This is a genomic window from Morganella psychrotolerans (genome assembly GCF_001676055.1).
In the GTDB taxonomy this organism is placed as follows: Bacteria; Pseudomonadota; Gammaproteobacteria; order Enterobacterales; family Enterobacteriaceae; genus Morganella; species Morganella psychrotolerans_B.
In genome coordinates this window covers 149,178-175,001 of sequence record NZ_LZEX01000045.1, presented here as the reverse complement: position 1 = coordinate 175,001, position 25,824 = coordinate 149,178, and the positions used below count along the sequence as shown (strand labels likewise).

Sequence of the window (25,824 nt, the reverse complement as noted above, 5' to 3'; positions counted from 1 at the left end):
AATTACTCCGTGTAAAATGAACGAATATTTACCGTGACATTTTCAATCCCGACTTTATCCAGAAATGTCTTTATTTCTTTTAATTTCACCACGCTGTTTCCGACAAAATCAATCCCTCTTGATGCCCCGACTAATAAACAGCCATCTGTATTAGCCGGATAATTGCCGTTATGAATTAATATGCCTCTGTTTGGTGAAACAGCAGAACTGAATAACAACGGAACAGGATTGTATTTTTTCACGCCGGGCAACGTACTGTTATGCCACTTCAGGAAATAGCGGCCTTCAGGTATTCGTTTACGCCGCATAGATTCGGATGTATCCGGTCCGGGCCGCTCTAAAATATACCCTCTGACGGAGCTGCCGGAAATAGCGAAAGTGCTGATTGTGGCATTATTTGACTGGGTTTCTCTGACAATTGATAAAACATGTTTTGACATTATGGTACATCCCTATAAAAACACACATACCGGCTCCGCCGGTAATAAATTTTTATATAGAATGTCCGATTATGCCATGATTTAAAATAACGGATGAATGCTTAAAAATATCAGAATTATATTCTGACATAATATGTTCTGTTTATAATTATTTTTACCCGTATAGTCGCCTGCAATACGGGGTGATCGCGGATCCCCCTGCTTTCACTGTACAGATAACGAACTAAAACGCGGGGTAATGTCATATATAAAAATGGTGCACTTTAGTGACAACGTCACTTCTTCGTGGACGCAACACTGCCAGTCTTACTGGGGATTTTTTAGGTTTACGACGAAGCAGAACGCAGAATATTATGGCGGAGAGCTGCTTATAACACAGGTTTATTTTATCTCTTTAAAAGAGAAACAAAGGCAGCTAATCAGTGCATAACGCTATCATCGTTTATATATACGATGATTATTCGTATTTTTATCGTGATTTTGTGATCAGACACTATTTATTTTCATTGGAAAAACGCGGCAGAATAAAAATAATGCATTGAGCCTGTCTCTGATTCAGGACAAAGCTCTGACGACGGTGTAATTATCACCTGTTTTATTATTAATACGGCGGGTTATCATGAGCAATGTTATCGAATTCACAAATCCAGATACGAATCCCTGTATGCAGTGCGGAGCCTGTTGTGCCAGTTTCCGTGTGTCATTTTATCAGGGTGAAACGGATATTACCGGCGGTGTGGTACCGGTGGAAATGACAGAAAAAGTTAATGACTTCATTGCCTGCATGAAAGGAACAAACCAAAAACAGCCGCGCTGCATCAAACTACAGGGTGAAATCGGGCAGAGTGTAGCGTGCAGTATTTATGCACAGCGCCCGTCAACCTGCCGTGAATTTGATCCGCTCCTGCCCGATGGTGAGCATAACGATGCCTGTGATCGCGCAAGAGCAGCTTATGGTCTGCCGCCACTGATAATGCCACCTCACCATAATGATCATGCCGCCTGATGATACCGGTTTTGTACTAACGTTTTCGCCGCCGTTCGGGTAGGATAAAACAATCAAAACCAGAAAAATAAGGACAAAAAAGATGAGTGATTATGCACAGAGTGAAGCTGCCGTGGAAAAAGCAATTGAGAGCAACAGTATCACTGAAATGAATAAGTTAATGATTAGCCTGGGTGACACTAATCCGCTGCCGTACGAACAGCGTTATGAACTGCAGCAACGTCTGCGCCAGGCGATTATGGATCACGGAAAAGTACATCACTAGTTAATTTATATTCTGTGCCGGATATTACATAGAATAATCATCCGGTGCAGGCAGAATGTCATGTTAAAACAACTATTGTCAGGTTATGAAAAAACCTTCCCTTCACCTGTCATCATTATTTAATCTGGCTGTATTCTCTTTGCCACATATCATTATCCGGCTGACTGCTCTGCCTGAAACCGTGCCATTCAGGGCATATCATTCTTATTTATAACAAAATAATCTTATTCGTTTTTTTTGTAATTTATTTAAAAATAACCAGTAACACAATGAAATATAATAAAATACGAAAAAAAGAACCTAATATTATGAGGGTGAAAAATCCACGCGTTCCCTATGGAGAATCAGGGAAAATGAGAATATGATGAAGATGTTTCACTGACGTGACTATTTACCGTCAGGTTTCCTGTTCTGCTTATTCCGAAACATGGATAAGTTAATTTTTGCCAATGCACCTTCCCGGCAACAATCCCGGGCGGAAATATGTTTTGGATTATGTTCTCTTGCACAGAACACCGGCAGAGCCTGTAAGGAATACCTATGGAAGTATCAGATTATTCACCGTTGCGAAGTTATTACGCGTACATCCGCAAATTTATTGTTTCACCTGCGACGATGGGGACCATTGCGCCCTCATCACGCTGGTTGTGCCGCGCAATGGTTCGTCACGTTAACTGGGCAGATACACAGAATTTTGCTGAACTGGGTGCAGGAACCGGGGTTATCACCCGCCAGATTCTGGAACAGATGAACCCGCAGGCAAATCTGGACGCCTACGAAATTGACCCGTATTTTGTCAGTCTGCTGAATAAATTTCAGGATGACCGGTTGGGCATTTTTTCGGATTCCGCAGAGAAACTGAGCCGCCCGTATAATGTTATTTTTTCCGGTTTACCGTTTCTCTCGATAGATCGCCGCACCGGATTGCGCATTCTGAAAGCAGTCCGCGATAATATAGAAGTCAGTGACGGGCAGTTTATTCTGTTCCAGTACACCACAAAATTTGAGAAATACCTGCACCGCTATTTTCATTTTCGCAAAGAGCGTGTGTTATTTAATGTGCCTCCGGCGTGGGTGTATATCTGTACACCAAAAAAACGTCAGATTAATCATTAAATTTCCCGCTATACTCCGGTAACGCCGGGGTATATACCCAACGTCATTCAAAATGCAGGCAGGCGGCAAGTTCCGCCCGCCGGGAAGCATACACCAGTATGTGACCCGGCTGTCCTCGTTCCGCCAACGAACCTATACTGTGAATGAACAAGGGTATCTCTGCTTTTCTGTTCGACTTCCCCTGATAGTTCGTTAAGATTGGCATTATTATCTTTATACAGAAAATTATTATGTTAACTATCGAACCGGCACGCCCGGTACAATTCCCCCGCCTGCTGGCTGTCTGGGAATCATCTGTCCGCGCAACTCATCATTTTTTACGGGAAGAGGATATTTGTGCGCTGCGCCCTCTGCTGCTCAATACCTACCTTCCAAACCTGCGGGTAGATGTGGCTGTCGATGAAAACGGCACAATTTACGGCTTTCTTGGTACAGCTGAAAACCGCATTGAAATGTTATTTGTCGATGCGGATACCAGAGGAAAAGGCGTCGGGAAATTACTGGTAAAATATGCCGTTGAACAGTTACAGGCTGATGAGCTGGATGTGAATGAGCAAAATCCGCAGGGTGCGGGCTTTTATCTGCATATGGGATTTGAACAGACCGGACGCTCTGAGTTGGACGGTGAGGGAAATCCGTTCCCGCTTCTGCACATGAAATACCGGCGCTGAGCAGCGGGAACAGATTGTTGCGCTGATTATCAGCCAAAAACGCCGGTTGAGAGATAGCGGTCTCCGCGATCACAAATAATTGCCACAATCACGGCTCCGGGTTGTGTTTGCGCTATCTTCAGCGCACCGGCAACCGCCCCGCCGGAACTTACGCCACAGAAAATTCCCTCCTGCTGCGCTAACTGCCGCATAGTGCTTTCCGCTTCCTGCTGTGTGATATCCAGAATATCATCCACCAGCTGTGGCTGAAAAATACCGGGAAGGTAACCCTGTGACCAGCGGCGGATCCCCGGTATCTGACTGTTTTCTGCCGGTTGCAGCCCGGTAACATTCACCTGTGGCGCGACCTCTTTCAGGTAACGCCCCACACCACTGATAGTCCCGGTGGTACCCATTGCAGACACAAAATGAGTGATGCGCCCGTCTGTCTGCTGCCAGATTTCCGGTCCGGTTGTCTGATAATGCGCCAGCGGGTTATCCGGGTTATTAAACTGGTCAAGCACATACCCTTCACCTGCCGCAGCCATCTGCTGTGCGAGATCCCGCGCGCCTTCCATACCCAGCGCGCGGCTGACCAGCACCAGCTCCGCACCATAAGCACGCATTGCCGCCCGGCGCTCAGCACTCATATTTTCCGGCATCAGCAGCTTCAATTTATAGCCTCTGACTGCCGCGATCATTGCCAGCGCAATACCGGTATTTCCGCTGGTGGCTTCTATCAGGGTATCTCCCGGACAAATTTCACCGCGCAGCTGCGCACCGTCAATCATGCTTTTTGCGGCGCGATCTTTTACTGAACCGCCGGGGTTATTCCCCTCTGTTTTAACCAGGATCTCAGCTCCCGTGCCTTCACTAAGCCGGGCGAGCCGGATAAGCGGGGTATTGCCGATTACATTACTGATCGATGCCACGTTTTTCTGCCTCTGAATAAGTAAACTCAAACCATACTGCCACAGCCCCGGTCATGTCACCGGATTTATTGTCATGCGCGGAAAATAGCCGGGATTCTCAGCAGAAGATTGAGATTGAGTCTGCCACATCAGCTCATCCTCCCCGCGAAATACCCGGATATTCTGCGCCGTCAGCCAGACGGTCTCTCCGCTGATAACCTCCGCCGCATCCTGCGGTAAAATAACCGTAATTTCATGTCCGGCGGCAACCGTTGTCACCATCGCTTTGCGATAGTGTCCGTATGAACGGACAGAAGATACCTGTGCCGCAAAACTATCCGGCGAGAAAACGGGACTCAGCGCCAGCGCCCACGGGCGCACAAACACACTCACCTTTCCCGGGGCTGCCGAGAGACTGACCGGCTGGTTTACCCCGCCAATCTGTAAGATGCCGCTGTCGCTGATTTCACCATTCAGGGTATTCACCTGCCCGAGAAACTCGGTCACAAAACGGTTTTCTGTATTTTCCTGCAAGGTGTCCGGCGCGGCAACCTGCTCAATCTGCCCGTTATGCATCACCACCACGCGGTCAGCCACCTCAAGAGCTTCTTCCTGATCATGGGTGACAAAAACAGCGGTAAAACGCAGTGACTGATGGAGTTGACGTAACCAGCGGCGCAGCTCAATTCTGACTTGCGTATCCAGCGCACCAAACGGCTCGTCCAGCAGCAGAATACGCGGCTCTGCCGCTAGTGCACGCGCGAGCGCCACCCGCTGTTGCTGCCCGCCTGAAAGCTGTGCGGGATAGCGTTGTGCCAGATGCGGTAACTGTATTTTTTCCAGCAAGGCCGTAACTTTTTTCATGGATCACTTTTTTTTGACGGGCGGTTTTTTCGCGGCAAAACCGTCAGCCCGAATGCAATATTGTCAAAAACGGTCATGTGACGAAACAGGGCATAGTGCTGAAACACAAACCCGGCGCGCCGCTCTCCGGCAGGCAGATGCGAGACTTCTTCCCCGCTGATATAAAGCTGCCCACGGGTGTGAGTCGTCAGTCCGGCAATAATGCGCAGTAAAGTCGTTTTACCCGAGCCGGAAGGCCCGAGCAGCGCCACTATCTCACCGTCAGCGACAGAGAGTGAGATATCACGCAGTACCGGATCCGCACCAAAATGGTGCGTAAGGTTAGTAATTTCAATGCTCATAATGTCTCCCGGATGACTCCCGCCGTGCCAGATACCAGGACACGCCGTGCCGGATGAATAGTGTCACTACTGCCATCAGCGCCAGCAATCCTGCAGCAGTAAATGCCGCAACCGTCTGATAATCCTGATGTAAGAGTTCCACCTGTAACGGAAGGGTGAATGTTTCTCCGCGAATAGCACCGGATACCACAGACACCGCGCCGAATTCACCTATCGCCCGCGCATTGGTGAGGATCACGCCGTAAAACAGCGGCCAGCGGATATTGGGTAAGGTCACGCGCCACCAAATCTGGTACGCCGACGCACCGAGCAGCACCGCTGCCTCTTCTTCCTGCGCGCCCTGACTGAGCATCACCGGCACCAGTTCCCGCACCACATAAGGACAGGTGACAAATATAGTCACCAGCACAATGCCCGGCAGCGCAAACATAATCTGTTTATTGAGGTCATTTTCAAAAAAACTGCCCAGCCAGCCATTTGCGCCATACAGTAATAAATAGAGCAAACCGGCGATAACCGGTGACACAGCAAACGGCAAATCCGCCAGTGTCAGTAACAGCTGACGACCGGGAAAGCGAAACCGGGTAACAAGCCACGCCAGCAGTGTGCCGAAAACCAGGTTTACCGGCACGGTGATCAACGCAACAATCAGAGTCAGCCAGATAGCATGCTGTGTATCCGCTGCGCTCAGTGCCTTCATAACGCCGGTAATACCCTCTGACAGTGCGGTCACAAAAATCCAGCCCAACGGAATAATTAAGATCCCGAGCGTGAGCAGCATCCCGGCGGTAATCAGTATCCATTTTTGCCACGCAAAATTCGGACGGCGACGGAAATTATCAGCCATACGCCCCGCCTGTCCGCAAACCAACACGGCTCTGAATAATATTGACGGTAAGAAGCAATACCAGTGATGCCATCAGAATAACGGATGCAATCGCGGTGGCAGCAGGGAAATCAAATTCCTGTAAACGGACAAAAATCAGAAATGAAACCACTTCTGTTTTCCATGCCAGATTGCCGGCAATAAAAATCACCGCACCAAACTCGCCAAGGCTGCGGGTAAAAGACAACACTGTCCCTGCCAGCGCCGCGGGCACAATTTCCGGCCAGATAACACGGTAAAAAATTTGCAGACGGGATGCACCCAGGGTTTCTGCCGCCTCTTCATACTCAGGTTTCAGGGATTCCAGTACCGGCTGTACCGTGCGGACCACAAAGGGAATGCTGGTAAATGCCATGGCAACGGCAATACCCACCCAGGTATTCACGACCGTGATATCAAAAGAGTGGAAAAACCGCCCGTACCAGCCGTCCGGGGCAAAGAGAGTGGCAAGTGTCAGCCCCGCCACTGCCGTGGGTAAGGCAAAGGGCAGATCCATCAGTCCGTCCAGAATACGACGGCCCGGAAAACGGTAACGCGTCAGGATCCACGCCATCAGTATGCCGAAAACAGCATTGAACAAACTGGCGGCCAGCGCGGCTTTCAGGGTCACTCCATAGGCGGCAACCACCTGCGGGCTGGTTACCACATTCCAGTACTGCGACCAGCTCATCTGCGCCAGTTGCATCACCAGCGCAGTCAGGGGCAGCAATAAAATCAACCCGGTATAGAGCAGTGTAAAGCCGAGAGACAGCCCGAAACCCGGTAAAACCCGCCGCGACATATCAGCGGCCTTGTGCCATCAGCGTATCGAATTCACCGCCTGAATTAAACCGGGTTTCCATTACCTGTGCCCAGGAGCCGAACTGATTTTCAACACGGAACAACCTGACCGGCGGGAAGCGCGTTTTGTTTGCCGCCATAATTCCCTGATCCGCCACGCGGTAGTTAAACTGTGTCATTTTTTCCTGCGCTGCCGGACTGTATAAAAAGTCCAGATAGGCGTCGGCAACAGCTTGTGTACCGTTGCGTTCTGTATTTTTATCTATGCGGGCAACCGGAAATTCTGCCAGGATATTAAACTGCGGCACGATAACATCATAATCATCTTCGCCATATTCATGGCGGATATTATTTACTTCGGATTCAAAGCTTATCAGTACATCGCCCAGCCCGCGTTCAATGAATGACGTGGTCGCACCCCGCCCGCCGGTATCAAATACCGCCACATTACTGAGAAATTTTGCCATCTGCTTTGTAGTTTCCGGGCTGTTTACCCCGTTTTTCTGCTGCCAGAAGCCTTCTGCCGCCAGATAGGTATAACGCCCGTTACCGGAGGTTTTCGGATTAGGAAAGACAATTTTTACATCATCACGCAGCAGAGAATCCCAGTCAGTTATCTGTTTCGGGTTTCCCTTACGCACCAGAAATGCCATGGTGGAATAATAAGGTGAGCTGTTATTCGCCAGACGGGATTGCCAATCCGCTGCAAGCAGTTGCCCTTTATCATGCAGTACCTGAACGTCGGTGACCTGGTTGTATGTCACCACATCTGCCCGCAGGCCCTGCAAAATGGCCAGCGCCTGTTTTGAAGAACCACCGTGAGACTGACGGATAGTCAGAAGGTCATCCGGATGCGCGGCATTCCACTGTTTTTCAAACAGCGGATTCAGCTCAGTAAACAGTTCACGGGCAATATCATAGGAGCTGTTCAGTAGTTGTGCGGCACTGGCTGCGCCGCTCCACAGCGTGGCCAGTATCAGTAAACCGGCGGGTAATACCGTTTTCGGGAACTGTTTCACGGCGACATTCCTTATTGTGATGACAAGTACGGATTACTCTAGCCAGTTTGTATATAGCAGGAAAGTGAATATAACCGTTTTCTTATATCAATATGGAATGATATATAGTGATTTTTTTCATCCGGACACTCATGCATCCATATGTTTCTTCTCTTCTTCCTGAGCGGATGTTTTCTCTTTGTGCTGACACTTGTCATGCGAACCATGACCCCGGTGCATAAAAAAGTGCATCAGCGGGCAGATAAGCAGCATCAGAATAAACCAGTTGTCTCTGAAAAATTCAAACATAAGCGCCTCCTTTGTTGTGTGTAACAAAGGATAGAGGTTGCCCTCAGGGGAAGGTACAGCGGAATAGTGTCATTTAACCTTTATATTTGTAAGGATAAAAAACAAAAATAAACAGTGTTATTAATTAAACCCGGGGAGCCGTTGACAACGGACAAAACGAAAAGTCGCTGTAAATACATCCGTGTAAGCTCGGCTGCGCCATCCATGGCGCAGACGCTTTTCGTTCTCTTATCCGTTATCGCTGCTTTACCTGACCGCAGGTGTTATTTATGACAGCACCCCGGGAGTCCGATATTATATATAAAGAATTACAACGCCTTAAGCTGTTCCAGAGACGGGGCATAATAGTACGCGCCGGTTTTTGGTTTACTGAAACGCAGTAAATCATCCACTTTGCCGTCTGTTTCACCGAACATATTCAGAAGCTGCTGTTCAATATTATGCAGGCGGGCGCAATAGGCGATAAAAAACAGCCCGTGCTCACCACTTGCCGTGCCATATGGCAGGCTCTGGCGCAGGATAGCCAGTTCTTCACCCTCTTCTTCGATAACCACACGGGAGACGTGAGAGGTAACATTGCGCACCTCTTCATCCAGCTCTGTGCTGTCCGCTTTGGTGCGGCCAATCATTTTTTCCTGCTGCTCTTGTGTGAAGCGTGTCCATTTATTCAGACTGTGCGCCCAGCGCTGAGTCAGAACATAACTGCCGCCCGCATCGATCCCTTCTGCGATCAGCGCAACGTCCGGACGTTCGTCACCCGCCGGGTTTTCTGTTCCGTCGATAAATCCGCTCAGGTCGCGATCTTCTGTCCAGCGGAAACCGTGGGTTTCGCCCTGAATCTCAACCGCGTCACTGAATGCGGCAACCGCCGCCTGTGCCAGTGAAAAATTAATATCATGGCGCTGTGAATGAATGTGGATCAGGAGATCATACTGTGTGGCAGGTGCCAGACCGCGTCCCAGTTCACGGAAATCTTTCAGTTCCGGAGCACTGCTTTCAGTGCTCATTTCACGCCACAGTGAATGCCCGAATGCGACAGTTGCGCCCAGTTTATCTGAGGGAAACTCTGTCTGTAATTTTTTCAGTGCCGCCAGAAAAACCTGACATCCGGTCCGGATCGCGGATTTATCACCTTTGGTGGTGGCTTCAATAAAAATACCGAAACGGCAATGTTCCGGCAGGATACCGCTTTGTGCTTGTGCCATGTAGCTTCCTTTACATCATAAGTCTAATCGCGAAATTGCCTTATCATAAGTCACTGATGATAAATTACTTTGCTATTTTGCAAGTTCACTCATTATTCCGGATTATTTGTTCGCCCAGACCATGTGGCTGACTGTCCAGCTTTTCAGAATATCGTCAGACGGCATCAATGTCTCAGGTCCGAACCAGATCCCGCGGAAAACATAGGACACACGCTTACTTTGCGGTGCGGTACAGATAACCTGTGCGCTGTCGTCAAATTCTGTCGTCAAAGTACAGGCTCCGGCGGCGGCCTGCGGATAAATGTCTGAAAACAGAGTACCTGCTGCGGTATCCCACTCAGTGGAAATATCCGGGTCACTGACAACAATGCGCTGAACCGTACCGTTTTCCGGCCCGGAAAGGCGGATCAGCGTTTTCCCGTCTTTGCGGCCTTCAAAGATTTTCACAATGTCACCCTGCTCTGTCTGCATTCCGCTGAGCAGGGTGTAATTATCTTCCAGCCCTTGGTTTATCGCTGTTTCTGTCATCAATGTAGTGTTGTTCACACCGCCGACCCCTTGTGCTGTCAGTGTCAGACCACTGCTGCTGAACCAGCTGACCGGCGATAACGATGACCATGAAAACGAGCTGCACCCGTTCAGCATAAGTACGGCACCGGCGACAACCGCCAGCTTCATTGCCTGATAACACCTCATTTCTTCACTCCTTTGTTTTCAGTTCAGGTATCTGACTCCTGAATTACCAAAACATTCATTCTGAATTTTTATATCAGATTTTTTTAACAAAACACGTGTTTTTACTGATTTTGTAAATTATTATTTCCTATAAGATATCTCCTATTGCACAATACCTATTGCACAATAAAAGACAAAACCGGCTAACTAATTTATTATGGCAAAATGACTTATATGAAATCGTCTTTTTACCTGATTTCCGCGTTAATACTTGCGGGTATTTTATCGCAGCGTGCTGCGGTCGCTCTGCCGTCTTTTTCTGCCTATGAATACCATCAGAGCACAGTAAAATGTGAAGTTCCCCAACGCTTTATGGTCAAACAACTGCCGTATCTCAAAGACAACAGCCGCGTCATTCTGGAAGGTAATATTCAGACACAGCTGGATCCTGAACACTATCTTTTTGCTGATTACAGTGGTGTGGTCGAAATAAAGATTTCAGCTGAGTTATGGGGGAAAACCATCATCACACCTTATGATACCGTACGTATCGAGGGAGAAATGGAGAAAGACCGCCACTCCATTATGATCATGGCAGACAACATTGATGTGGTGAAAAACCCGGCCTGACGTTAATATTCCGGGTCCGTAATCAAACGTTTACTGTATGTCAGGCTGTCCTGCTGACACTCGTCATACGCCAGCTTATCAAACATACTCAGTGTCGCCGTATTATCGTCCGGAATAGTCACCAGCAGTTGCGGACATCCGCGCGCCAGGAGTTTTTTTTCCAGCCGGGTTATCATCGCATTAGCAATACCGCGCCCCTGAAATTCAGGATGAACTGCCAGATAATAGGCATAACCCCGGTAACCGTCATAACCGCCCAACAGTGTGCCCACCACTTCGCCGGTAACCTCTGCCACCAGAAACAGCGCAGGGTCATGTGCCATTTTCCGTTCAATCACGGTTTCCGGATCGTCCGGTGGCGTGACCATATCACAACGTTCCCAGAGTGCGGCGACCTCTTCAAAGTCACTTTGCTCAAATGTGCGGATTTCCATACTGTCACCTGTTTGCCGGTTTAGCTGCCCGTAATCCCCGGCGGGAACGGGGATCGGTATCTTATAAAAACAAAATGATATACTAAAGTTTGTGCGTAGCTCAATGGGCATTATGTTATGAATACCCCCGATAGTAACAGTGTTAATGATTTTTTCCTTAATTTGCAGGATTCTCTTTGCCGTCAGTTAGCGGAATGTGACGGCGGTGCTCTATTTACCGAAGATAAGTGGCGGCGGGAAAACGGTGGCGGCGGTCGCAGCCGTGTACTGAAATCCGGTGCATTATTTGAACAGGCCGGTGTTAATTTTTCACATGTCTGTGGTGAAAACCTGCCCCCTTCCGCCAGCGCACACCGCCCGGAACTGGCCGGATGTCACTGGCAGGCTATGGGTGTGTCTCTGGTGCTGCATCCGCATAATCCCTATGTCCCCACGGCTCATGCCAATGTCCGCTTTTTTGTGGCGGAAAAAGACGGTTGTGAGCCGGTCTGGTGGTTTGGCGGCGGGTTTGACCTCACGCCGTTCTATCCGTTTGAAGAAGATGCGGTTCACTGGCATACCGTCGCGAAAGAGCTGTGTCGTCCGTTCGGTGAAGAAGGCTATCCCCGCTATAAAAAATGGTGTGATGACTATTTTTATCTGAAACACCGCAATGAAGCGCGTGGCATCGGCGGTCTGTTTTTTGATGATCTTAATGAACCGGATTTCGCACACAGTTTTGCATTTACCCGGGCCGTAGGTAACGGTTTTTCACAGGCTTACCTGCCGATTGTGCAAAAGCGTCGTGATACCGCGTACGGTGAACGTGAGCGGCAGTTTCAGTTATACCGCCGTGGGCGGTATGCTGAGTTCAATCTGGTGTGGGATCGCGGAACGTTATTCGGATTACAGAGTGGTGGGCGGACAGAGTCAATTCTGATGTCAATGCCGCCGCTGGCGCGCTGGGAATATGATTATCAGCCGGAAGAAAACTCACCGGAAGCAGCATTGACACGGGATTTTCTGATTGCCCGTGACTGGGTCTGACCTGACAGACAAGCGCAGTATACTGAGTAAAAAGCAGACTGATAGTCTGCTGCGGTGAGTAATTTTCTGCACAAAAATAGCGTTTCCGATAACAGGAGGATACGCTATGTCTTTAAATACACACCGCCCCAATTACACTTTTTTACCGCCCTGGATCATGAAAAATCGCCTGGCTCATGATAATAATCCTGAAGATGCCAGGCTTTGTTATCAGCACATTCAACTCTTGTTGGATAAACACAGCCGCTCTGACGATAACCCGGCCTTATCCGAGCCGGGTTATCCCGCTGAAAAAAGATCTGCTGATAACCCGCCGGCTGCTCACCGGCGTGTTATTCATCTCAAAAATATGACAGTCGTCCCTGACCTTTATTACCGCGAAGATAAAAAAGCAAAAAATCCGCAGTACACAACCACCATCAAAAGTGATGCTGACACCGACAATATGTTTGAATATCTTGAGATAATTTATACTTTTTTTGCCGATGTCTTTGATTATGGATCCTTTGATAACCATAATGCGACAATATCCGCAATGACCCATTACGGCAGGGGTTACTGCAACGCATTCTGGAACGGCACACATCTTGTCTTTGGTGCGGGCGATCTCATAACCAGCAGTTCTCCCCTGTTTATGAGTTTCGCACAACTCGATATTGCTACTCACGAATACGGTCATGCCGTAATTGATCACCTCTCTCCGCTGACGTACAGCAGGCAATCCGGCGCACTGAATGAATCTGTTTGCGATGTGTTTACTGTGATGCTGGCGCATTATCAGCAGCAACACAAAAGCCATGAGGGTGACTGGTCTATCGGGCGGACATTATTCACAAAAAGCAGTGGTATTAAGGCGTTACGCTCTCTCTCTGCTCCGGGAAGCGCCTATAACCATCCGGCTATCGGGAGAGACAAGCAGATTTCACACATGCGCGACTATATTGAACTGCCTGATAATGCCGAAAATGATAATGGTGGCGTCCACCGTTACTCAGGAATACCCAACCATGCTTTTTATCATTTTGCCACCGCGCTGGGAGGCTATAGCTGGGAAGTTGCCGGACAAGTCTGGTTTGATACCCTGCGCCACGCAAACCTGCCGCCTGAGTGTGATTTCCTGACGTTTGCCCGCGAAACGGTACGGATTGCACGGGATAACTACGGCGATGATGTTGCCGATATTTTACTCAATGCCTGGGATGCGGTGGGACTGAATCCGCAGATATAGCGGACACAAAAAAACCCGCATTCTGGTGCGGGTTTTTCCGGATTTTCAACAGGGCGAATTAATGCCCTTTTTTGATGTGTGACAGCAGACGTTTACGTTTACGCAACTGGCTTGCCGTCAGGGTATTCTTTTTATCCGCAAACGGGTTCTCACCCTCTTTAAACTGAATGCGGATAGGCGTACCCATCACTTTCAGCGACTGGCGGAAGTAGTTCATCAGATAGCGTTTATAGCCATCAGGTAAATCACTGACCTGGTTACCGTGGATAACAATAATAGGCGGGTTATATCCCCCTGCGTGTGCATATTTCAGTTTCACGCGGCGTCCGCGGACAAGCGGCGGCTGATGATCATCTTCTGCCATTTTCATAATGCGGGTAACTAACGCGGTACTGACACGACGGGTTGCGCAATCATACGCTTCACGGACAGAGTCAAATAAATTACCGACACCACTGCCGTGCAGCGCTGAAATAAAGTGAATACGGGCAAAATCCACAAAACCCAGGCGCAGTTCCAGCATATCTTTAACATGATCACGATCTTCTGCGCTCATACCGTCCCATTTATTGACAGCAAGCACCAGAGAGCGACCGGCATTCAGGATAAAGCCCAGCAGCGACAGATCCTGGTCTGAAATCCCTTCACGGGCATCAATAACCAGTAACACCACGTTGGCATCTTCAATCGCTTTCAATGTTTTGATAACGGAGAATTTTTCAACTGTTTCAGTTACTTTTCCGCGTTTGCGCACACCGGCAGTATCAATAAGGACATACTCGCGGCCATCACGCTCCATCGGAATATAGATACTGTCGCGCGTGGTGCCCGGCATATCAAATACCACCACACGATCTTCACCGAGGATACGGTTGGTCAGCGTGGATTTTCCGACATTCGGACGCCCGACAATCGCCAGTTTAATCGGCTGATCAACCGGGTTGAAGTTATCATCTTCTTCCAGCTTCGCTTCAGCGGCTTCCGTTTGCGCTTCCTGCTCTGCCCAGTAAGCAGCGTTTGCTTCTTCTTCCGTTAATTCGCGCCCGTCTTCACTTTCAGGCTCACCATAAAACGGGATCAGTGAACGGCTGATTAACTGGTTTACACCACGACCATGTGATGCGGCAATCGGCATCACCTCACCCAGACCCAGGCTGTAGAATTCACCCAGCGCCTGATCCTGATCGATACCGTCGATTTTATTTGCCACAGCAAACGTCGTTTTGTTATCACGACTGCGCAAATGTTTGGCGATAGCCATATCCGCCGGCATCATACCCGCGCGGGCATCCACCAGAAACAGCACAATATCCGCTTCTTCAATCGCTAATAACGATTGTGCCGCCATGTGTGTTTCAATGCCTTCTTCCGCACCGTCAATACCACCGGTATCAATAATAATAAATTCCTGCCCGTCAACTTCTGCGCGACCGTATTTACGATCCCGCGTCAGGCCGGGAAAATCAGCAACCAACGCATCGCGCGTACGCGTTAAGCGGTTGAATAACGTGGACTTCCCTACATTGGGACGTCCGACCAGAGCAACGACAGGTACCATGCTTTTACTGCCTCATAACACTGAAAAATCCCCTGACGTATGCAGGAGATTAAAGACGAAACGGCTCCTGTCATTCAGGAGCCGTCAATGGATCCCCTCTGCGGGATTACTGACCCGCTGAGGTTACACCGGAAACAGAGTATCTCTGTCAGCGGCGGAGCAGATACAGACGACCATCACGGGTCTGTACCATCAGTTTATCACCGGCAATTGACGGACGGGCGAAAATGCCGGAGCTGTCCAGTTTATTTTGTGCAACAAACTGTCCGTTACTGGTATCTAACCAGTGGAGATAACCTTCGGCATCACCGGTCACCAGATAACCATTAAAGACTTCAGGCGCAGAAAGGTTGCGGTGCTGCAATTTATCCTGTGACCACAATGTTACCCCGTCCGCTGCGCGGATAGCATAAATATTGTCATTCTGGTCAATAACATAAAGTGAATCACCATCCAGCACCATTTCATTGACTGAGCCGAAATCGCGTTTCCACAGGATCTGACCACTGCGCATATCCATGGAGACAAGATTACCATTATACGCGATAGCGTAAACACGGCCATCGGCAATAATTGGTGTCATGTCCACATCATTCAGACGGCTGATTTCAGTGGTGCCGGTTGTCATAGAGATCCGCTGTTGCCAGATTAACTGACCCTGGTTCAGCATAACCGCACTGACGCGCCCGTTATCGCCGCCGACAATTGCCGCACCGGTAGAGATTGCCGGAGCAGATTCACCGCGGACAGACAGGCTTGGCGTATCCAGATTCAGGCTCCAGCGGGATTCGCCGGATGCTGTATCGAATGCCTGTAACAGACCGTTCCCGGTATGAACCAGAACCAGACCATCACTGACTACCGGACGGGAAAGTACTTCACCACCGGCATTTTGTGTCCAGGCAAGCTCACCATTGTTGGTGTTCAGTGCAATCAGTGCACCGCGCTCTGTACCGACATAAAGATGTTCGCCGGAAACGGTCAGACCACCGGACAGCATCGCCGAAAGATTGGATGACAAAAAGCCGGTTTTTTCTGCCAGATCGACTGACCAGATTTCAACACCTGAATCAACATCCAGCGCTTTTACCAGACCGTTGCGATCAGCGGCATAGACAGTTGATCCTTCCCAGGCCGGTGAAAGATGTGAATAATATTTTCCGATACCGTTACCGACGGATTTATCCCACACGGTCTGTGGCGAGAACTGATTCGCAACCTCCGGCAATGGTGACATCACAATGGTATCTGTCTCACTTGAACAACCTGCCAGCAGTACAGAAGCAACGAAACCAACCAGGAGTGTTTTACGCAGTTGCATTATTAGTAGTCCTCTCACCCGGCTAAGTTATCGAGTTTAAATGTCATAACGGATTTGATAGTCCCGGCACCTTCACTCTGAATACCTGTGGTGTAGGCTTCCTGCGCGCCTTTCACATCCCCTTTATGTAACAGGGCATCGCCACGGATATCCTGCGCGTAAGCCGCCCAGCCTTTCCCTTTAATATTACCGGCGGTACTCAGCGCGGCATCTGCATTTCCCTGACCCAGCTGAACGCGGGCCAGACGTGCGTTAATAAGATCTTTTAACTCTTCATTATCTGCTTTCGGCAATGCCGCGGTCAGTGCTGCTTCAGCACCCGGTAAATCATTGCTTTCAACTGATTTCTGAGCCAAATCAAGACCGGCAAAAGCGCCATAGGTATTATTGGCTTCTTTTGCAAATAATTTCAGACGGGTTAACTGCTCTTCTGCCGTCCCCTTCACCACAGTCGCCGCTTCGTACGCAACGGCTGCATCCTGTAACTGAGTGACCTGATGAGACTGATAGTAATTCCAGCCGACAATACCGCCGATACCGATGATCAATCCTGCCGCAATCGCTTTGCCGTTTTCAACAAAGAAATTCTTCAGCACTGATACCTGTTCATTTTCTGTGGTATAGACTTCCACGCGTCTCTCCTTAACCTAAAAGTTCGCTCAGACGGGCAGATAACCCGCTCTGTGCCAGCGTCTGTTGCTCACCGGTAGCCAGTTCTTTCACTGTCACTGTTCCGTTGGCGATTTCATCTTCACCCAAAATCAGCGCGATGCGTGCGCCGTTTTTATCAGCACGGCCTAACTGTTTTTTAAAGTTGCCGCCGCCGTAGTTAGTCATAATGCGGACACCGGGTAAGCTGTCGCGGATCTGCTCTGCCAGCAACATGGCTGCCACCTGGCTGCCGTCACCGAAAGATGCCAGATAAACATCTGTGACTGCGGTGTCTTTCACAAAATCAGGATTAACCTCCTGAACCAGCAGTACCATACGCTCCAGCCCCATCGCAAAACCGACTGCCGGTGTATTGTGACCGCCGAGCTGTTCAACCAGCCCGTCGTAACGCCCGCCGGCACATACAGTGCCCTGCGCGCCAAGTGCGGTTGTCACCCACTCAAACACGGTGCGGTTATAATAATCAAGACCACGGACCAGACGCTGATTAACGCGGTATTTAATACCGGCGGCATCCAGAATGGCACGCAAACCATCAAAGTGGATTTTTGACTCTTCATCCAGATAATCAAACAGTTCAGGTGCGTCATTCAGGAGCGTCTGCACACCCTGATCTTTGGAGTCCAGTACGCGCAGCGGATTGGTGTACATCCGGCGCTTACAGTCTTCATCCAGTTTTTCTTTGTGCTGCTCCAGGAATGCAACCAGCGCTTCGCGGTACTTTGCGCGTGCCTGCAGCGAACCGATAGAGTTCAGCTCCAGTGTAACATGTTCTGCGATACCCAGTTCACGCCACCAGCGGGCGGTCATCATAATCAGCTCAGCATCAATATCAGGACCACTCAGTCCGAAAATTTCCGCCCCCAACTGATGAAACTGGCGGTAGCGGCCTTTCTGCGGGCGCTCATAACGGAACATCGGCCCGATATACCAGAGGCGCTGTTCCTGGTTATACAGTAATCCGCGCTCAATACCTGCACGAACACAGCCCGCTGTTCCTTCAGGACGCAGCGTTAAACTTTCATCACCACGATCCTGAAAAGAATACATTTCTTTTTCAACAACATCAGTGACTTCGCCGATGGCGCGCTGAAACAGCGGGGTGTGCTCGACAATCGGTGTGCGAATTTCACTGATCCCGTAATTTGTCAGAATACGTTTGAGCGTGCTTTCAATGCGCTGCCAGACAATCGTATCAGCAGGCAGATAATCATTCATACCACGAATGGCTTGGATATTTTTGGCCACGTTAGTTCTCTTAACTCAATGAAATATGTTACCGATTATAAAAGCGACCCAGAGCGGGCGCAATATCGGGAGACCGATATATCGTCTTAAAACCGGTTCATTATACAATGAACCGGTCAGTTATTACTCTTTATCGACCAGATTAATGGCAATTCGGTTACTTTTATCCAGCATTGCCGCTTTCGCGCGAATTTTTGCCTCAAGCTGGTCAATCATATCCGTATTATCCAGGCGCTCTTTCTGGCGGATACCATCTTCATAAAAACCGCTGCGCGTTTTCGCGCCGGTCACACCCAGAGTTGAGACTTCCGCCTCACCCGGACCATTGACCACACAGCCGATAATAGAGATATCCATCGGCGTCAGAATATCTTCCAGACGCTGTTCCAGCGCATTAACGGTGCCGATCACATCAAATTCCTGACGTGAACAGGTCGGACAGGCGATAAAATTAATACCGCGTGAACGGATCCGCAGCGATTTAAGAATATCAAACCCGACTTTCACTTCTTCGACAGGATCCGCCGCCAGTGAGATCCGCAGTGTATCGCCAATTCCCTCAGAGAGCAGTAATCCCAGGCCGATAGCTGACTTCACTGATCCTGCCCGCGCACCGCCTGCTTCTGTAATACCCAGATGCAGCGGCTGGTCTATTTTTTTCGCCAGCAGCCGGTATGCACCCACTGCCAAAAATACATCAGAGGCTTTTACACTGATTTTAAACTGATCGAAATTCAGGCGATCGAGAATATCCACATGGCGCATAGCGGATTCCACCAGCGCTTCCGGCGTCGGCTCGCCGTATTTTTCCTGAATATCTTTTTCCAGAGAGCCGCCGTTCACCCCGATACGGATAGGGATATTATAATGGCGTGCGCAATCCACTACCTGACGGATGCGTTCTTCGCTGCCGATATTCCCGGGGTTTATCCGCAGACAATCGACACCGTATTCCGCCACTTTCAGCGCGATACGGTAATCAAAATGAATATCTGCCACCAGCGGCACAGAAACCTGCTGCTTAATTAACTTAAAGGCTTCAGCTGCATCCATTGTCGGCACAGAAACACGAACGATATCAACACCGACGCGCTCCAGCGCTTTAATCTGACGAACCGTCGCATCAACATCCGTTGTCCGGGTGTTTGTCATTGACTGCACCGCGATAGGTGCGCCATCACCGACCGGCACATTACCCACATATATCCGTGTGGATTTGCGTCTCTTTATCGGGGATTCACTGTGCATAATTATTTCTCCGGAACATCCTTGTATCCTCAATCATTGCTGTGTTAATTAAATTTATTGTAAAAATTACAGATGAAAAATTTTATTATTCTGCTTTTGGTAAGGTCAGATTTGCGACCCGGTTAGCCCGGATAAAACGGCTCATATCAACCACTTCGCCTTTAAACTGAACGTCCACTGAAGCCGGTGCACCGATTTTCAGACGATAAGGTTCCGCCCCTGCAAATTCCAGAGTATCGCCTTTCTGTTTGGTACCACTGAATATTTTTGTGCCTTTATTGTCCGAGACTTCCAGCCAGCAGGCATTTTTAAATGTCAGAACCAGTCCGTTTTGTGTCAGTGCCACAGCAGCGGAATCACCTTCACTGCCGGCAGCCCGGTCTACAACCGGCGGGACACGATTACTGCCCGGTAACGGCACAATTTTACTGCTGTCAACAGCCTGTTCCTGCGGGGTTGCCGCCGACAATTCCTGAGCCGCGGTATTGGCATTAGCAGATGCAACCGGAACCGGCGGAGTGCTTTCAACCGGCGGGGTATTCTGTACCGGCGGTTCAATATTGTCAGGCAGCGTATGTTCTGCACTTGCAGGAGGATTGACTGTGACATCATTTTGCTGTGCAAGCGAGCGGAGATCGGCCTGCTGTGCCTGATATTGCTGCCACCACCACAGCCCGACGAGCGCAATAACAACCAGCAGCACAAGCCAGGTAAACTTCATCAGCCAGCCTTCGCGTTTTTTGCGCTGACGGCCCATAGACACACTTTTCATCGGCTGGACTTTCGTCATCTGCGCCGGTGCAATTTTGTCGAGATACGGCATAATTTCTGCTTCAGGGATCTGCAGTAATTTTGCATAAGTACGGACGTAGCCACGGATAAAGGTCGGATTAGTTTCTTTCAGTGCATCTTCTTCAATTTCACGCACTGTTGTCAGCTTAAGGCATAACCTGTCTGCTACTGTTTCCCGTGATAACTGAAGTTGTTCCCGACGTTGTGTTAAGAATTGACCAAGAGAGAGTTGAATATTATCTTGAGATTGCGAATTATTCATGAGTTTCAGGACACAAGCAGTTCTGGTTACGAGAAAGCGCGGAGTCAGCCACTCCACGCACCTAAGTTCCGTATTCCGACGTACCATTAATGACAAAATAACGCTGAAAACCACATCTGTTTTATGTTGTTTTACAAGCTGTTATCCGGCAAACACGAATAGGCCGAAACGTACTGTACCACAGTATCACTGCCTGACGGGGAATTCACGGCTAAATTTAGGTATTTTTCCGCAATTTCAGGTTGCTGATCGCATTTTGCTGCCAGCGCCATTCCGGTCAGAGCCACGGTATGCTGCGATTGTACCTTCAATACCCGGTCATAATGATAACGTGCAGCATCATAATGTCCGGCATGAAGATAGGCCTCTCCCAGCGCCAGCCGCGTATTTACCGCTGTCAGCGGTGCCTGCGTAACCGGTGCAGTCCGGCATCCTGCCAGCAGCACTAATCCTAATAATCCGGGGTAATACGTCCTTATCATACTGCCTCCTTTATGGTGAGGCAGGTATTTTATCGTAAGTAACCCCCGGGGAGTGTTACGTAATATTAATATCAGACTGCCTTAACAGCAATTGGTTCACCTGCCATGCGTTTTTTCAGTGTCCGCTTCGTGCGGTCAATGACATCGCCGGCTAACTGACCGCAGGCGGCATCAATATCATCACCGCGGGTCTTACGCACAATCGTGGTAAGTCCGTACCCCATCAGGACTTTTGCGAAGCGGTCAATCCGGCTGTTGGAGCTGCGTCCGTATGGTGCGCCCGGGAACGGGTTCCATGGGATCAGATTGATTTTACTCGGCGTATCCTTCAGGCATTCTGCCAGCTGATGCGCCTGCTCCGTGCTGTCATTAATATGATCCAGCATGACGTATTCAACCGTCACCCGCCCGCTGTTGGCATTGGATTTGCTCAGATAAAGGCGGACAGAGGCCAAAAATGCTTCAATATTGTATTTTTTATTGATAGGGACGAGCTCATCACGCACATCGTCTGTCGGTGCATGCAGAGAAATTGCCAGTGCCACATCAATCATATCGCCCAGTTTATCCAGCGCCGGGACGACACCGGATGTGGAGATTGTCACACGCCGCTTGGACAGACCAAAACCAAAGTCATCCAGCATGATTTCCATCGCAGGGACAACATGTGTCAGGTTAAGCAATGGTTCACCCATTCCCATCATCACCACGTTGGTAATCGGACGACGCCCGCTGGATTTCAGGGAACCAATAATTTTTGCCGCCCGCCAGACCTGACCGATAATTTCGGATACCCGCAGATTGCGGTTAAAACCCTGTTGTGCCGTTGAGCAGAATGTACACTCCAGCGCACAGCCGACCTGAGAAGAAACACACAGTGTTGCGCGGTCATCTTCCGGGATATACACGGTTTCAACTTCCTGTCCCCCGACACGGATAGCCCATTTTATGGTGCCGTCCGACGAGCGCTGCTCTTCTGAAACTTCCGGCGCACGGATTTCCGCCATCGCTTTCAGTTTGGTGCGCAGAACTTTGTTGATGTCGGTCATCAGATCGAAATCATCATAGCAATAGTGGTAAATCCATTTCATTACCTGATCGGCACGAAACGGTTTTTCGCCCATATCAGCGAAGAACTGGCGCATTTCTTTACGGGTCAGGTCGAGTAAATTAATTTTACCGTTGATTTTTTCAGGATAAATAGCTGCGGAGCCTGTTTCGCAGGCATCCGGCGTGGTCAGTTCGGACATAATTTTTAGTGCCTCGTTGTTACACTTTCGGCGGTGATACGCAAACGCATCACAGATACTGAATAAGGATAGCCGCACATAGCCATAACGCCATATGCACGACTGAAATAATCATTGTCCCGTACAAATACAGGCGCGCGGCATTGTACAAACTTTGCAGGCGGTAAGGCAAACGGAAAATCAGTTAACAGAAAAATAACCCGGTCGGAATGGCCGGATTACTTATTTTTCAGGAAAACAGAAACAAACTGCGGGGTAGGCAAATCAGCGCGGGCAGATTTCGTCAGAAGTGAAAAAATAGGCAATTTCACGGGCGGCAGATTCTTCAGCATCGGAGCCATGAACGGCATTTTCTGTGAAGCTGTCAGCATAGTCTGCGCGCAGAGTGCCTGCCAGCGCGTTGTCCGGATTGGTCGCACCCATCAGGTCCCGGTGGCGCTGTACGGCATTTTCACCTTCCAGAACCTGCACCATGATCGGTCCGGATGTCATAAATTCAACTAAGCCGTCAAAAAACGGACGCCCTTTGTGCTCAGCGTAAAAACCTTCCGCCTGTTCACGGGTCAGGTGCAGCATTTTAGCCGCAACAATGCGAAAACCGGCGCTTTCAAAACGGTGGTAGATAGCACCGATGGCATTTTTCTTTACCGCATTTGGCTTGATAATGGAGAATGTGCGTTGTACAGGCATTGGTAAACCTCATTGTGCGCGGGGGCGCTGTTGTCATTGTTATTTTCGGCTGATGGCAGACCGGTCCACATCATGTGGTAAGATGATGATTATAAGGGATTACGCCAATTTCACCTACAGTTTCGCAACATTTTTGTAAAGTTTATCACCCCTGATATGCCCGTTTTTCCGGCTGAATCACACTTTTTCTGACTCGCTGCCTGCGGTTTGTGCTATTTCAATCTGAAATTAACCGCACTGACCTGCCCGCTGAGATCCAAAACAGTGAGCTGATAGCGTCCCGGGGTATCAAGTGTCAGCACCAGCGGCTCGCCGGGTTCTGTACTGCCGGTCTGATCGCCGTTAAGAAACCACCACTGCGTGCCCTCTCCGCCCTGGGTGACCACCCGCAGATCCAGCGTTTTTGCCAGCGGCAGACGGCGGAGCACATCCCCTTCGCGAATACCTGAAATCAGTAACGGGGCGGCTTCCACCCGTAACGGACGGCAGGTTTTACTTACCGGTGGCAATCTGTGACTGCGCTGCTCACCCGGAGGCAGGAAACTTTCCAGCGCGATAGGCCACAGCGCAATGGTTTTCTCCTGTGCGCCCGGGCAATCCGGCGCAACCCGTTCGCCCTTTTCATCCACCCACATCACTGCATTTGTTCCGGACAGACTTTCCTGCCCGGCAGAGGGCAATGTCGGCGGCACGGTATTATCCAGGACCCGCGCCATGCGCTGCTGGCGGCAGTTCGGATCCTGTTTATCCGCAGCCAGTCCTGACGGCCAGCAAATCATTTTACTGCTGACGCTGAGCGGCTTCGGATCGGGGATTTTTTTACCGCCCCGTGCGCGCAGGTAACTGTCAATCTGATAAAGGATCGGGATTGCGGTTGCAAACCCGACCTGCCCCGCCACCGGTGTACCATCCGGTCGTCCGACCCAGACACCGATGGTGTAACGGTTATTCAGCCCCAGCGCCCAGGCATCACGGTAGCCGTAACTGGTGCCTGTTTTCCACGCCAGCGGAACATCCTGCGTCAGCCGGTCATCTGCCAGCGGACGGGTTTCTCCCGCCATAATGCGCCGGGTTATCCAGGCAGCACCCGGTGACATCAGTTTGCGCTCTGCCAGCGGATCCTGCGGGCGAAAACGTACCGGTGCCACTTTTCCCTGACGACCAAATGCACTGTATGCAGAAATGAGCTGATCCATCCTGGCGCCGGTTCCGCCGAGGATCAGTGAAAGGTTAGGATCACTGCCGAGCGGAAAGCGCAGTTCCACCCCGGCATTACGCAGATTGGCACTGAAGCGTTTTGGTCCGTAAACATCCAGCAGCTGGACCACCGGCAGGTTCAGTGAACGGCGCAGCGCCTCACTGACACTCACCGGACCATTGAAACCGGTATCAAAGTTACCGGGGCGGTAATCATTAAAACGACGCGGCACATCCTGTAGCAGGGATTCGCTGTGGATAAGACCATCGTCCAGTGCCAGCGCGTACAAAAAGGGCTTCAGAGTAGAGCCGGGAGAGCGCCAGGCGCTGTTTACATCCACATGACCAAAGCGTTTGTCATCAGAAAAATCTATCGAGCCGACATAGCCCTTCACACTCATATCGAGGTTATCCACCACCATAATGCCGAGTGAGGTTTTTTCCGGTAACTGATATTTCCAGTTACGTGCCATTTCCTCAAGCTGTCGCTGAATGCCCGGATTGATAGTGGTGCGTATAACCGGTTCTTTTACACCGAGTGCCACCCGGCGCGCCAGCAGTGGTGCGGAGTGCGGCACCTGACGCGGCGCCAGCCAGATACTTTCCTGTTTTAAATCATCCACTTTTGCCTGTGGCCACACCTGAAATTCCGCCAGTCTGTCCAGCACTTTATTGCGTGCCGCTTCCGCCCGCTGCGGATAACGATCCGGACGCAGGCGGCTCGGTGCCTGCGGCAGAACCGCCAGCATTGCCGATTCTCCCGCGGTCAGTTCTGACGGCGGTTTGCCGAGATACATCCAGCTTGCAGCACCAATCCCTTCCACCGTGCCGCCGTATGGCGCCCGGTTCAGGTACATCTCCAGAATTTCATCTTTGGAATAGTGCCATTCCAGCTGAACTGTGCGGAAAACCTGTTTCAGTTTCCCGGTCAGAGAACGGTCATGGGGGTCAATCAGCCGGGCTACCTGCATGGAAAGCGTGCTGCCGCCGGAGATAATTTTTCCGGAGGTCAGATCCTGCAACGCCGCCCGCCCGATGGCCAGCGGGTTAATGCCCGGATGCTGATAAAAATAGCGATCTTCATATGTCAGAAGCGCATCAATAAATTCCGGTGATACCTCTTTCAGTGTGACAGGATAACGCCAGACACCATTACTGTCGGCAAAACGCCAGAGCGGCGAGCCGTCTTCTGCGGTCACTGTGCGCGCCATTACCAATTCTTCCAGCGGCAGCGGCCAGAGTTTATCCGCCAGCCAGAGCAATGGCGGGGTTATCACAACTATAATCAGGCCGGAGAGCGCAAGGCGCTTAAACCACACTTTCATCAATCAGTCCGCAAT

The 25,824-nt window shown here is 50.0% G+C and carries 26 protein-coding genes and 1 pseudogene; 7 read left to right on the top strand and 20 right to left on the bottom strand.

Annotated elements, in window-relative coordinates; genetic code table 11:
- Positions 1 to 2: 2 nt before the first annotated feature.
- Positions 3 to 440, bottom strand: coding sequence for a DUF5675 family protein (locus AYY17_RS19790; RefSeq protein ID WP_067402471.1), 438 nt, complete (start codon positions 438 to 440; stop codon positions 3 to 5).
- 619 nt (positions 441 to 1,059) lie between these two features.
- On the opposite strand from AYY17_RS19790, the gene AYY17_RS19785 reads away from it, so the two are divergent.
- From AYY17_RS19785 to AYY17_RS19770, 4 genes are all read left to right on the top strand, one after another.
- On the top strand, positions 1,060 to 1,446 hold the full coding sequence (locus AYY17_RS19785; protein ID WP_067426692.1) for a YkgJ family cysteine cluster protein: 387 nt from the start codon (positions 1,060 to 1,062) through the stop codon (positions 1,444 to 1,446).
- An 82-nt stretch (positions 1,447 to 1,528) separates the two neighbouring features.
- Positions 1,529 to 1,711 carry a DUF2526 family protein gene (locus AYY17_RS19780; protein ID WP_067402477.1) on the top strand — a complete coding sequence of 61 codons (183 nt, stop codon included), beginning with the start codon at positions 1,529 to 1,531 and terminating at the stop codon, positions 1,709 to 1,711.
- A 540-nt stretch (positions 1,712 to 2,251) separates the two neighbouring features.
- Positions 2,252 to 2,827, top strand: coding sequence for a class I SAM-dependent methyltransferase (locus AYY17_RS19775; protein WP_067426690.1), 576 nt, complete (start codon positions 2,252 to 2,254; stop codon positions 2,825 to 2,827).
- Between the two features lie 230 nt (positions 2,828 to 3,057).
- The gene (locus tag AYY17_RS19770) at positions 3,058 to 3,498 is read left to right on the top strand and encodes an acetyltransferase (protein ID WP_067426686.1); all 441 of its coding nucleotides are present in this window, start codon (positions 3,058 to 3,060) and stop codon (positions 3,496 to 3,498) included.
- A 29-nt stretch (positions 3,499 to 3,527) separates the two neighbouring features.
- On the opposite strand, the gene cysM is transcribed toward AYY17_RS19770, so the two are convergent.
- From cysM to AYY17_RS19735, 8 genes and pseudogenes are all read right to left on the bottom strand, one after another.
- Positions 3,528 to 4,409 carry a cysteine synthase CysM gene (cysM, locus tag AYY17_RS19765; protein WP_067426683.1) on the bottom strand — a complete coding sequence of 294 codons (882 nt, stop codon included), beginning with the start codon at positions 4,407 to 4,409 and terminating at the stop codon, positions 3,528 to 3,530.
- Between the two features lie 51 nt (positions 4,410 to 4,460).
- Positions 4,461 to 5,593, bottom strand: a pseudogene (gene cysA, locus AYY17_RS19760) (sulfate ABC transporter ATP-binding protein).
- Positions 5,583 to 6,440 carry a sulfate/thiosulfate ABC transporter permease CysW gene (gene cysW, locus AYY17_RS19755; RefSeq protein ID WP_067426680.1) on the bottom strand — a complete coding sequence of 286 codons (858 nt, stop codon included), beginning with the start codon at positions 6,438 to 6,440 and terminating at the stop codon, positions 5,583 to 5,585. Before cysW ends, cysA begins: the two are co-directional and overlap by 11 nt.
- A complete protein-coding gene (gene cysT / locus AYY17_RS19750; protein WP_067426677.1) occupies positions 6,433 to 7,260 on the bottom strand; it encodes a sulfate/thiosulfate ABC transporter permease CysT in 828 nt (275 codons plus the stop codon). Before cysT ends, cysW begins: the two co-directional genes overlap by 8 nt.
- 1 nt (position 7,261) lies before the next feature.
- The gene (cysP, locus tag AYY17_RS19745) at positions 7,262 to 8,278 is read right to left on the bottom strand and encodes a thiosulfate ABC transporter substrate-binding protein CysP (protein WP_067426674.1); all 1,017 of its coding nucleotides are present in this window, start codon (positions 8,276 to 8,278) and stop codon (positions 7,262 to 7,264) included.
- 129 nt (positions 8,279 to 8,407) lie between these two features.
- A complete protein-coding gene (locus tag AYY17_RS21400) occupies positions 8,408 to 8,566 on the bottom strand; it encodes a DUF2933 domain-containing protein (protein ID WP_082981459.1) in 159 nt (52 codons plus the stop codon).
- 308 nt (positions 8,567 to 8,874) lie between these two features.
- Positions 8,875 to 9,771, bottom strand: a complete 897-nt coding sequence (locus tag AYY17_RS19740) for a Dyp-type peroxidase (RefSeq protein ID WP_067426671.1) — start codon at positions 9,769 to 9,771, stop codon at positions 8,875 to 8,877.
- A gap of 102 nt (positions 9,772 to 9,873) precedes the next feature.
- Positions 9,874 to 10,467, bottom strand: a complete 594-nt coding sequence (locus AYY17_RS19735; protein WP_067426669.1) for an RpoE-regulated lipoprotein — start codon at positions 10,465 to 10,467, stop codon at positions 9,874 to 9,876.
- Positions 10,468 to 10,680: 213 nt separating this feature from the next.
- Here AYY17_RS19735 and AYY17_RS19730 point away from each other — a divergent pair, with 213 nt between their 5' ends.
- Complete coding sequence (locus AYY17_RS19730) at positions 10,681 to 11,076, top strand: YgiW/YdeI family stress tolerance OB fold protein (protein ID WP_235845436.1); 396 nt, start codon at positions 10,681 to 10,683, stop codon at positions 11,074 to 11,076.
- A 2-nt stretch (positions 11,077 to 11,078) separates the two neighbouring features.
- Here AYY17_RS19730 and AYY17_RS19725 read toward each other — a convergent pair whose 3' ends face one another.
- Positions 11,079 to 11,510 carry a GNAT family acetyltransferase gene (locus tag AYY17_RS19725; protein WP_067361305.1) on the bottom strand — a complete coding sequence of 144 codons (432 nt, stop codon included), beginning with the start codon at positions 11,508 to 11,510 and terminating at the stop codon, positions 11,079 to 11,081.
- A 117-nt stretch (positions 11,511 to 11,627) separates the two neighbouring features.
- Here AYY17_RS19725 and hemF point away from each other — a divergent pair, with 117 nt between their 5' ends.
- Both hemF and AYY17_RS19715 read left to right on the top strand, forming a co-directional pair.
- Positions 11,628 to 12,536, top strand: coding sequence for an oxygen-dependent coproporphyrinogen oxidase (gene hemF / locus AYY17_RS19720; protein WP_067426663.1), 909 nt, complete (start codon positions 11,628 to 11,630; stop codon positions 12,534 to 12,536).
- A gap of 106 nt (positions 12,537 to 12,642) precedes the next feature.
- Positions 12,643 to 13,764 (top strand): M4 family metallopeptidase, encoded by a 1,122-nt coding sequence (locus tag AYY17_RS19715; protein ID WP_067426658.1) that lies wholly within the window; start codon positions 12,643 to 12,645, stop codon positions 13,762 to 13,764.
- Positions 13,765 to 13,822: 58 nt separating this feature from the next.
- Here AYY17_RS19715 and der read toward each other — a convergent pair whose 3' ends face one another.
- From der to pbpC, 10 genes are all read right to left on the bottom strand, one after another.
- Positions 13,823 to 15,322, bottom strand: a complete 1,500-nt coding sequence (gene der / locus AYY17_RS19710; RefSeq protein ID WP_067426655.1) for a ribosome biogenesis GTPase Der — start codon at positions 15,320 to 15,322, stop codon at positions 13,823 to 13,825.
- 148 nt (positions 15,323 to 15,470) lie between these two features.
- Positions 15,471 to 16,643 carry an outer membrane protein assembly factor BamB gene (bamB, locus tag AYY17_RS19705; RefSeq protein ID WP_067426653.1) on the bottom strand — a complete coding sequence of 391 codons (1,173 nt, stop codon included), beginning with the start codon at positions 16,641 to 16,643 and terminating at the stop codon, positions 15,471 to 15,473.
- 14 nt (positions 16,644 to 16,657) lie between these two features.
- Positions 16,658 to 17,275: a YfgM family protein gene (locus AYY17_RS19700; protein ID WP_067402524.1), complete on the bottom strand. Its 618-nt coding sequence runs from the start codon at positions 17,273 to 17,275 to the stop codon at positions 16,658 to 16,660.
- Positions 17,276 to 17,285: 10 nt separating this feature from the next.
- A complete protein-coding gene (hisS, locus tag AYY17_RS19695) occupies positions 17,286 to 18,563 on the bottom strand; it encodes a histidine--tRNA ligase (protein ID WP_067426650.1) in 1,278 nt (425 codons plus the stop codon).
- Positions 18,564 to 18,686: 123 nt separating this feature from the next.
- Positions 18,687 to 19,811, bottom strand: coding sequence for a flavodoxin-dependent (E)-4-hydroxy-3-methylbut-2-enyl-diphosphate synthase (ispG, locus tag AYY17_RS19690; RefSeq protein WP_067426648.1), 1,125 nt, complete (start codon positions 19,809 to 19,811; stop codon positions 18,687 to 18,689).
- 85 nt (positions 19,812 to 19,896) lie between these two features.
- Positions 19,897 to 20,865, bottom strand: coding sequence for a cytoskeleton protein RodZ (rodZ, locus tag AYY17_RS19685; protein WP_067426769.1), 969 nt, complete (start codon positions 20,863 to 20,865; stop codon positions 19,897 to 19,899).
- Positions 20,866 to 20,996: 131 nt separating this feature from the next.
- The gene (locus AYY17_RS19680; protein ID WP_067426645.1) at positions 20,997 to 21,347 is read right to left on the bottom strand and encodes a hypothetical protein; all 351 of its coding nucleotides are present in this window, start codon (positions 21,345 to 21,347) and stop codon (positions 20,997 to 20,999) included.
- 71 nt (positions 21,348 to 21,418) lie between these two features.
- Positions 21,419 to 22,597 (bottom strand): dual-specificity RNA methyltransferase RlmN, encoded by a 1,179-nt coding sequence (gene rlmN / locus AYY17_RS19675; RefSeq protein WP_067426642.1) that lies wholly within the window; start codon positions 22,595 to 22,597, stop codon positions 21,419 to 21,421.
- A 264-nt stretch (positions 22,598 to 22,861) separates the two neighbouring features.
- Complete coding sequence (gene ndk / locus AYY17_RS19670) at positions 22,862 to 23,287, bottom strand: nucleoside-diphosphate kinase (protein WP_067426639.1); 426 nt, start codon at positions 23,285 to 23,287, stop codon at positions 22,862 to 22,864.
- Between the two features lie 212 nt (positions 23,288 to 23,499).
- Positions 23,500 to 25,809, bottom strand: a complete 2,310-nt coding sequence (pbpC, locus tag AYY17_RS19665; RefSeq protein ID WP_067426636.1) for a peptidoglycan glycosyltransferase PbpC — start codon at positions 25,807 to 25,809, stop codon at positions 23,500 to 23,502.
- Between the last annotated feature and the right edge of the window lie 15 nt (positions 25,810 to 25,824).

Coding starts and splice junctions, on each gene's coding strand:
- AYY17_RS19790 (WP_067402471.1), bottom strand. CDS start 440: ATGTCAAAACATGTTTTATCAATTGTCAGAGAAACCCAGTCAAATAAT.
- AYY17_RS19785 (WP_067426692.1), top strand. CDS start 1,060: ATGAGCAATGTTATCGAATTCACAAATCCAGATACGAATCCCTGTATG.
- AYY17_RS19780 (WP_067402477.1), top strand. CDS start 1,529: ATGAGTGATTATGCACAGAGTGAAGCTGCCGTGGAAAAAGCAATTGAG.
- AYY17_RS19775 (WP_067426690.1), top strand. CDS start 2,252: ATGGAAGTATCAGATTATTCACCGTTGCGAAGTTATTACGCGTACATC.
- AYY17_RS19770 (WP_067426686.1), top strand. CDS start 3,058: ATGTTAACTATCGAACCGGCACGCCCGGTACAATTCCCCCGCCTGCTG.
- cysW (WP_067426680.1), bottom strand. CDS start 6,440: ATGGCTGATAATTTCCGTCGCCGTCCGAATTTTGCGTGGCAAAAATGG.
- cysT (WP_067426677.1), bottom strand. CDS start 7,260: ATGTCGCGGCGGGTTTTACCGGGTTTCGGGCTGTCTCTCGGCTTTACA.
- AYY17_RS21400 (WP_082981459.1), bottom strand. CDS start 8,566: ATGTTTGAATTTTTCAGAGACAACTGGTTTATTCTGATGCTGCTTATC.
- AYY17_RS19740 (WP_067426671.1), bottom strand. CDS start 9,771: ATGGCACAAGCACAAAGCGGTATCCTGCCGGAACATTGCCGTTTCGGT.
- AYY17_RS19735 (WP_067426669.1), bottom strand. CDS start 10,467: ATGAGGTGTTATCAGGCAATGAAGCTGGCGGTTGTCGCCGGTGCCGTA.
- AYY17_RS19730 (WP_235845436.1), top strand. CDS start 10,681: ATGAAATCGTCTTTTTACCTGATTTCCGCGTTAATACTTGCGGGTATT.
- AYY17_RS19725 (WP_067361305.1), bottom strand. CDS start 11,510: ATGGAAATCCGCACATTTGAGCAAAGTGACTTTGAAGAGGTCGCCGCA.
- hemF (WP_067426663.1), top strand. CDS start 11,628: ATGAATACCCCCGATAGTAACAGTGTTAATGATTTTTTCCTTAATTTG.
- AYY17_RS19715 (WP_067426658.1), top strand. CDS start 12,643: ATGTCTTTAAATACACACCGCCCCAATTACACTTTTTTACCGCCCTGG.
- der (WP_067426655.1), bottom strand. CDS start 15,322: ATGGTACCTGTCGTTGCTCTGGTCGGACGTCCCAATGTAGGGAAGTCC.
- bamB (WP_067426653.1), bottom strand. CDS start 16,643: ATGCAACTGCGTAAAACACTCCTGGTTGGTTTCGTTGCTTCTGTACTG.
- ispG (WP_067426648.1), bottom strand. CDS start 19,811: ATGCACAGTGAATCCCCGATAAAGAGACGCAAATCCACACGGATATAT.
- rodZ (WP_067426769.1), bottom strand. CDS start 20,865: ATGAATAATTCGCAATCTCAAGATAATATTCAACTCTCTCTTGGTCAA.
- AYY17_RS19680 (WP_067426645.1), bottom strand. CDS start 21,347: ATGATAAGGACGTATTACCCCGGATTATTAGGATTAGTGCTGCTGGCA.
- rlmN (WP_067426642.1), bottom strand. CDS start 22,597: ATGTCCGAACTGACCACGCCGGATGCCTGCGAAACAGGCTCCGCAGCT.
- ndk (WP_067426639.1), bottom strand. CDS start 23,287: ATGCCTGTACAACGCACATTCTCCATTATCAAGCCAAATGCGGTAAAG.
- pbpC (WP_067426636.1), bottom strand. CDS start 25,809: ATGAAAGTGTGGTTTAAGCGCCTTGCGCTCTCCGGCCTGATTATAGTT.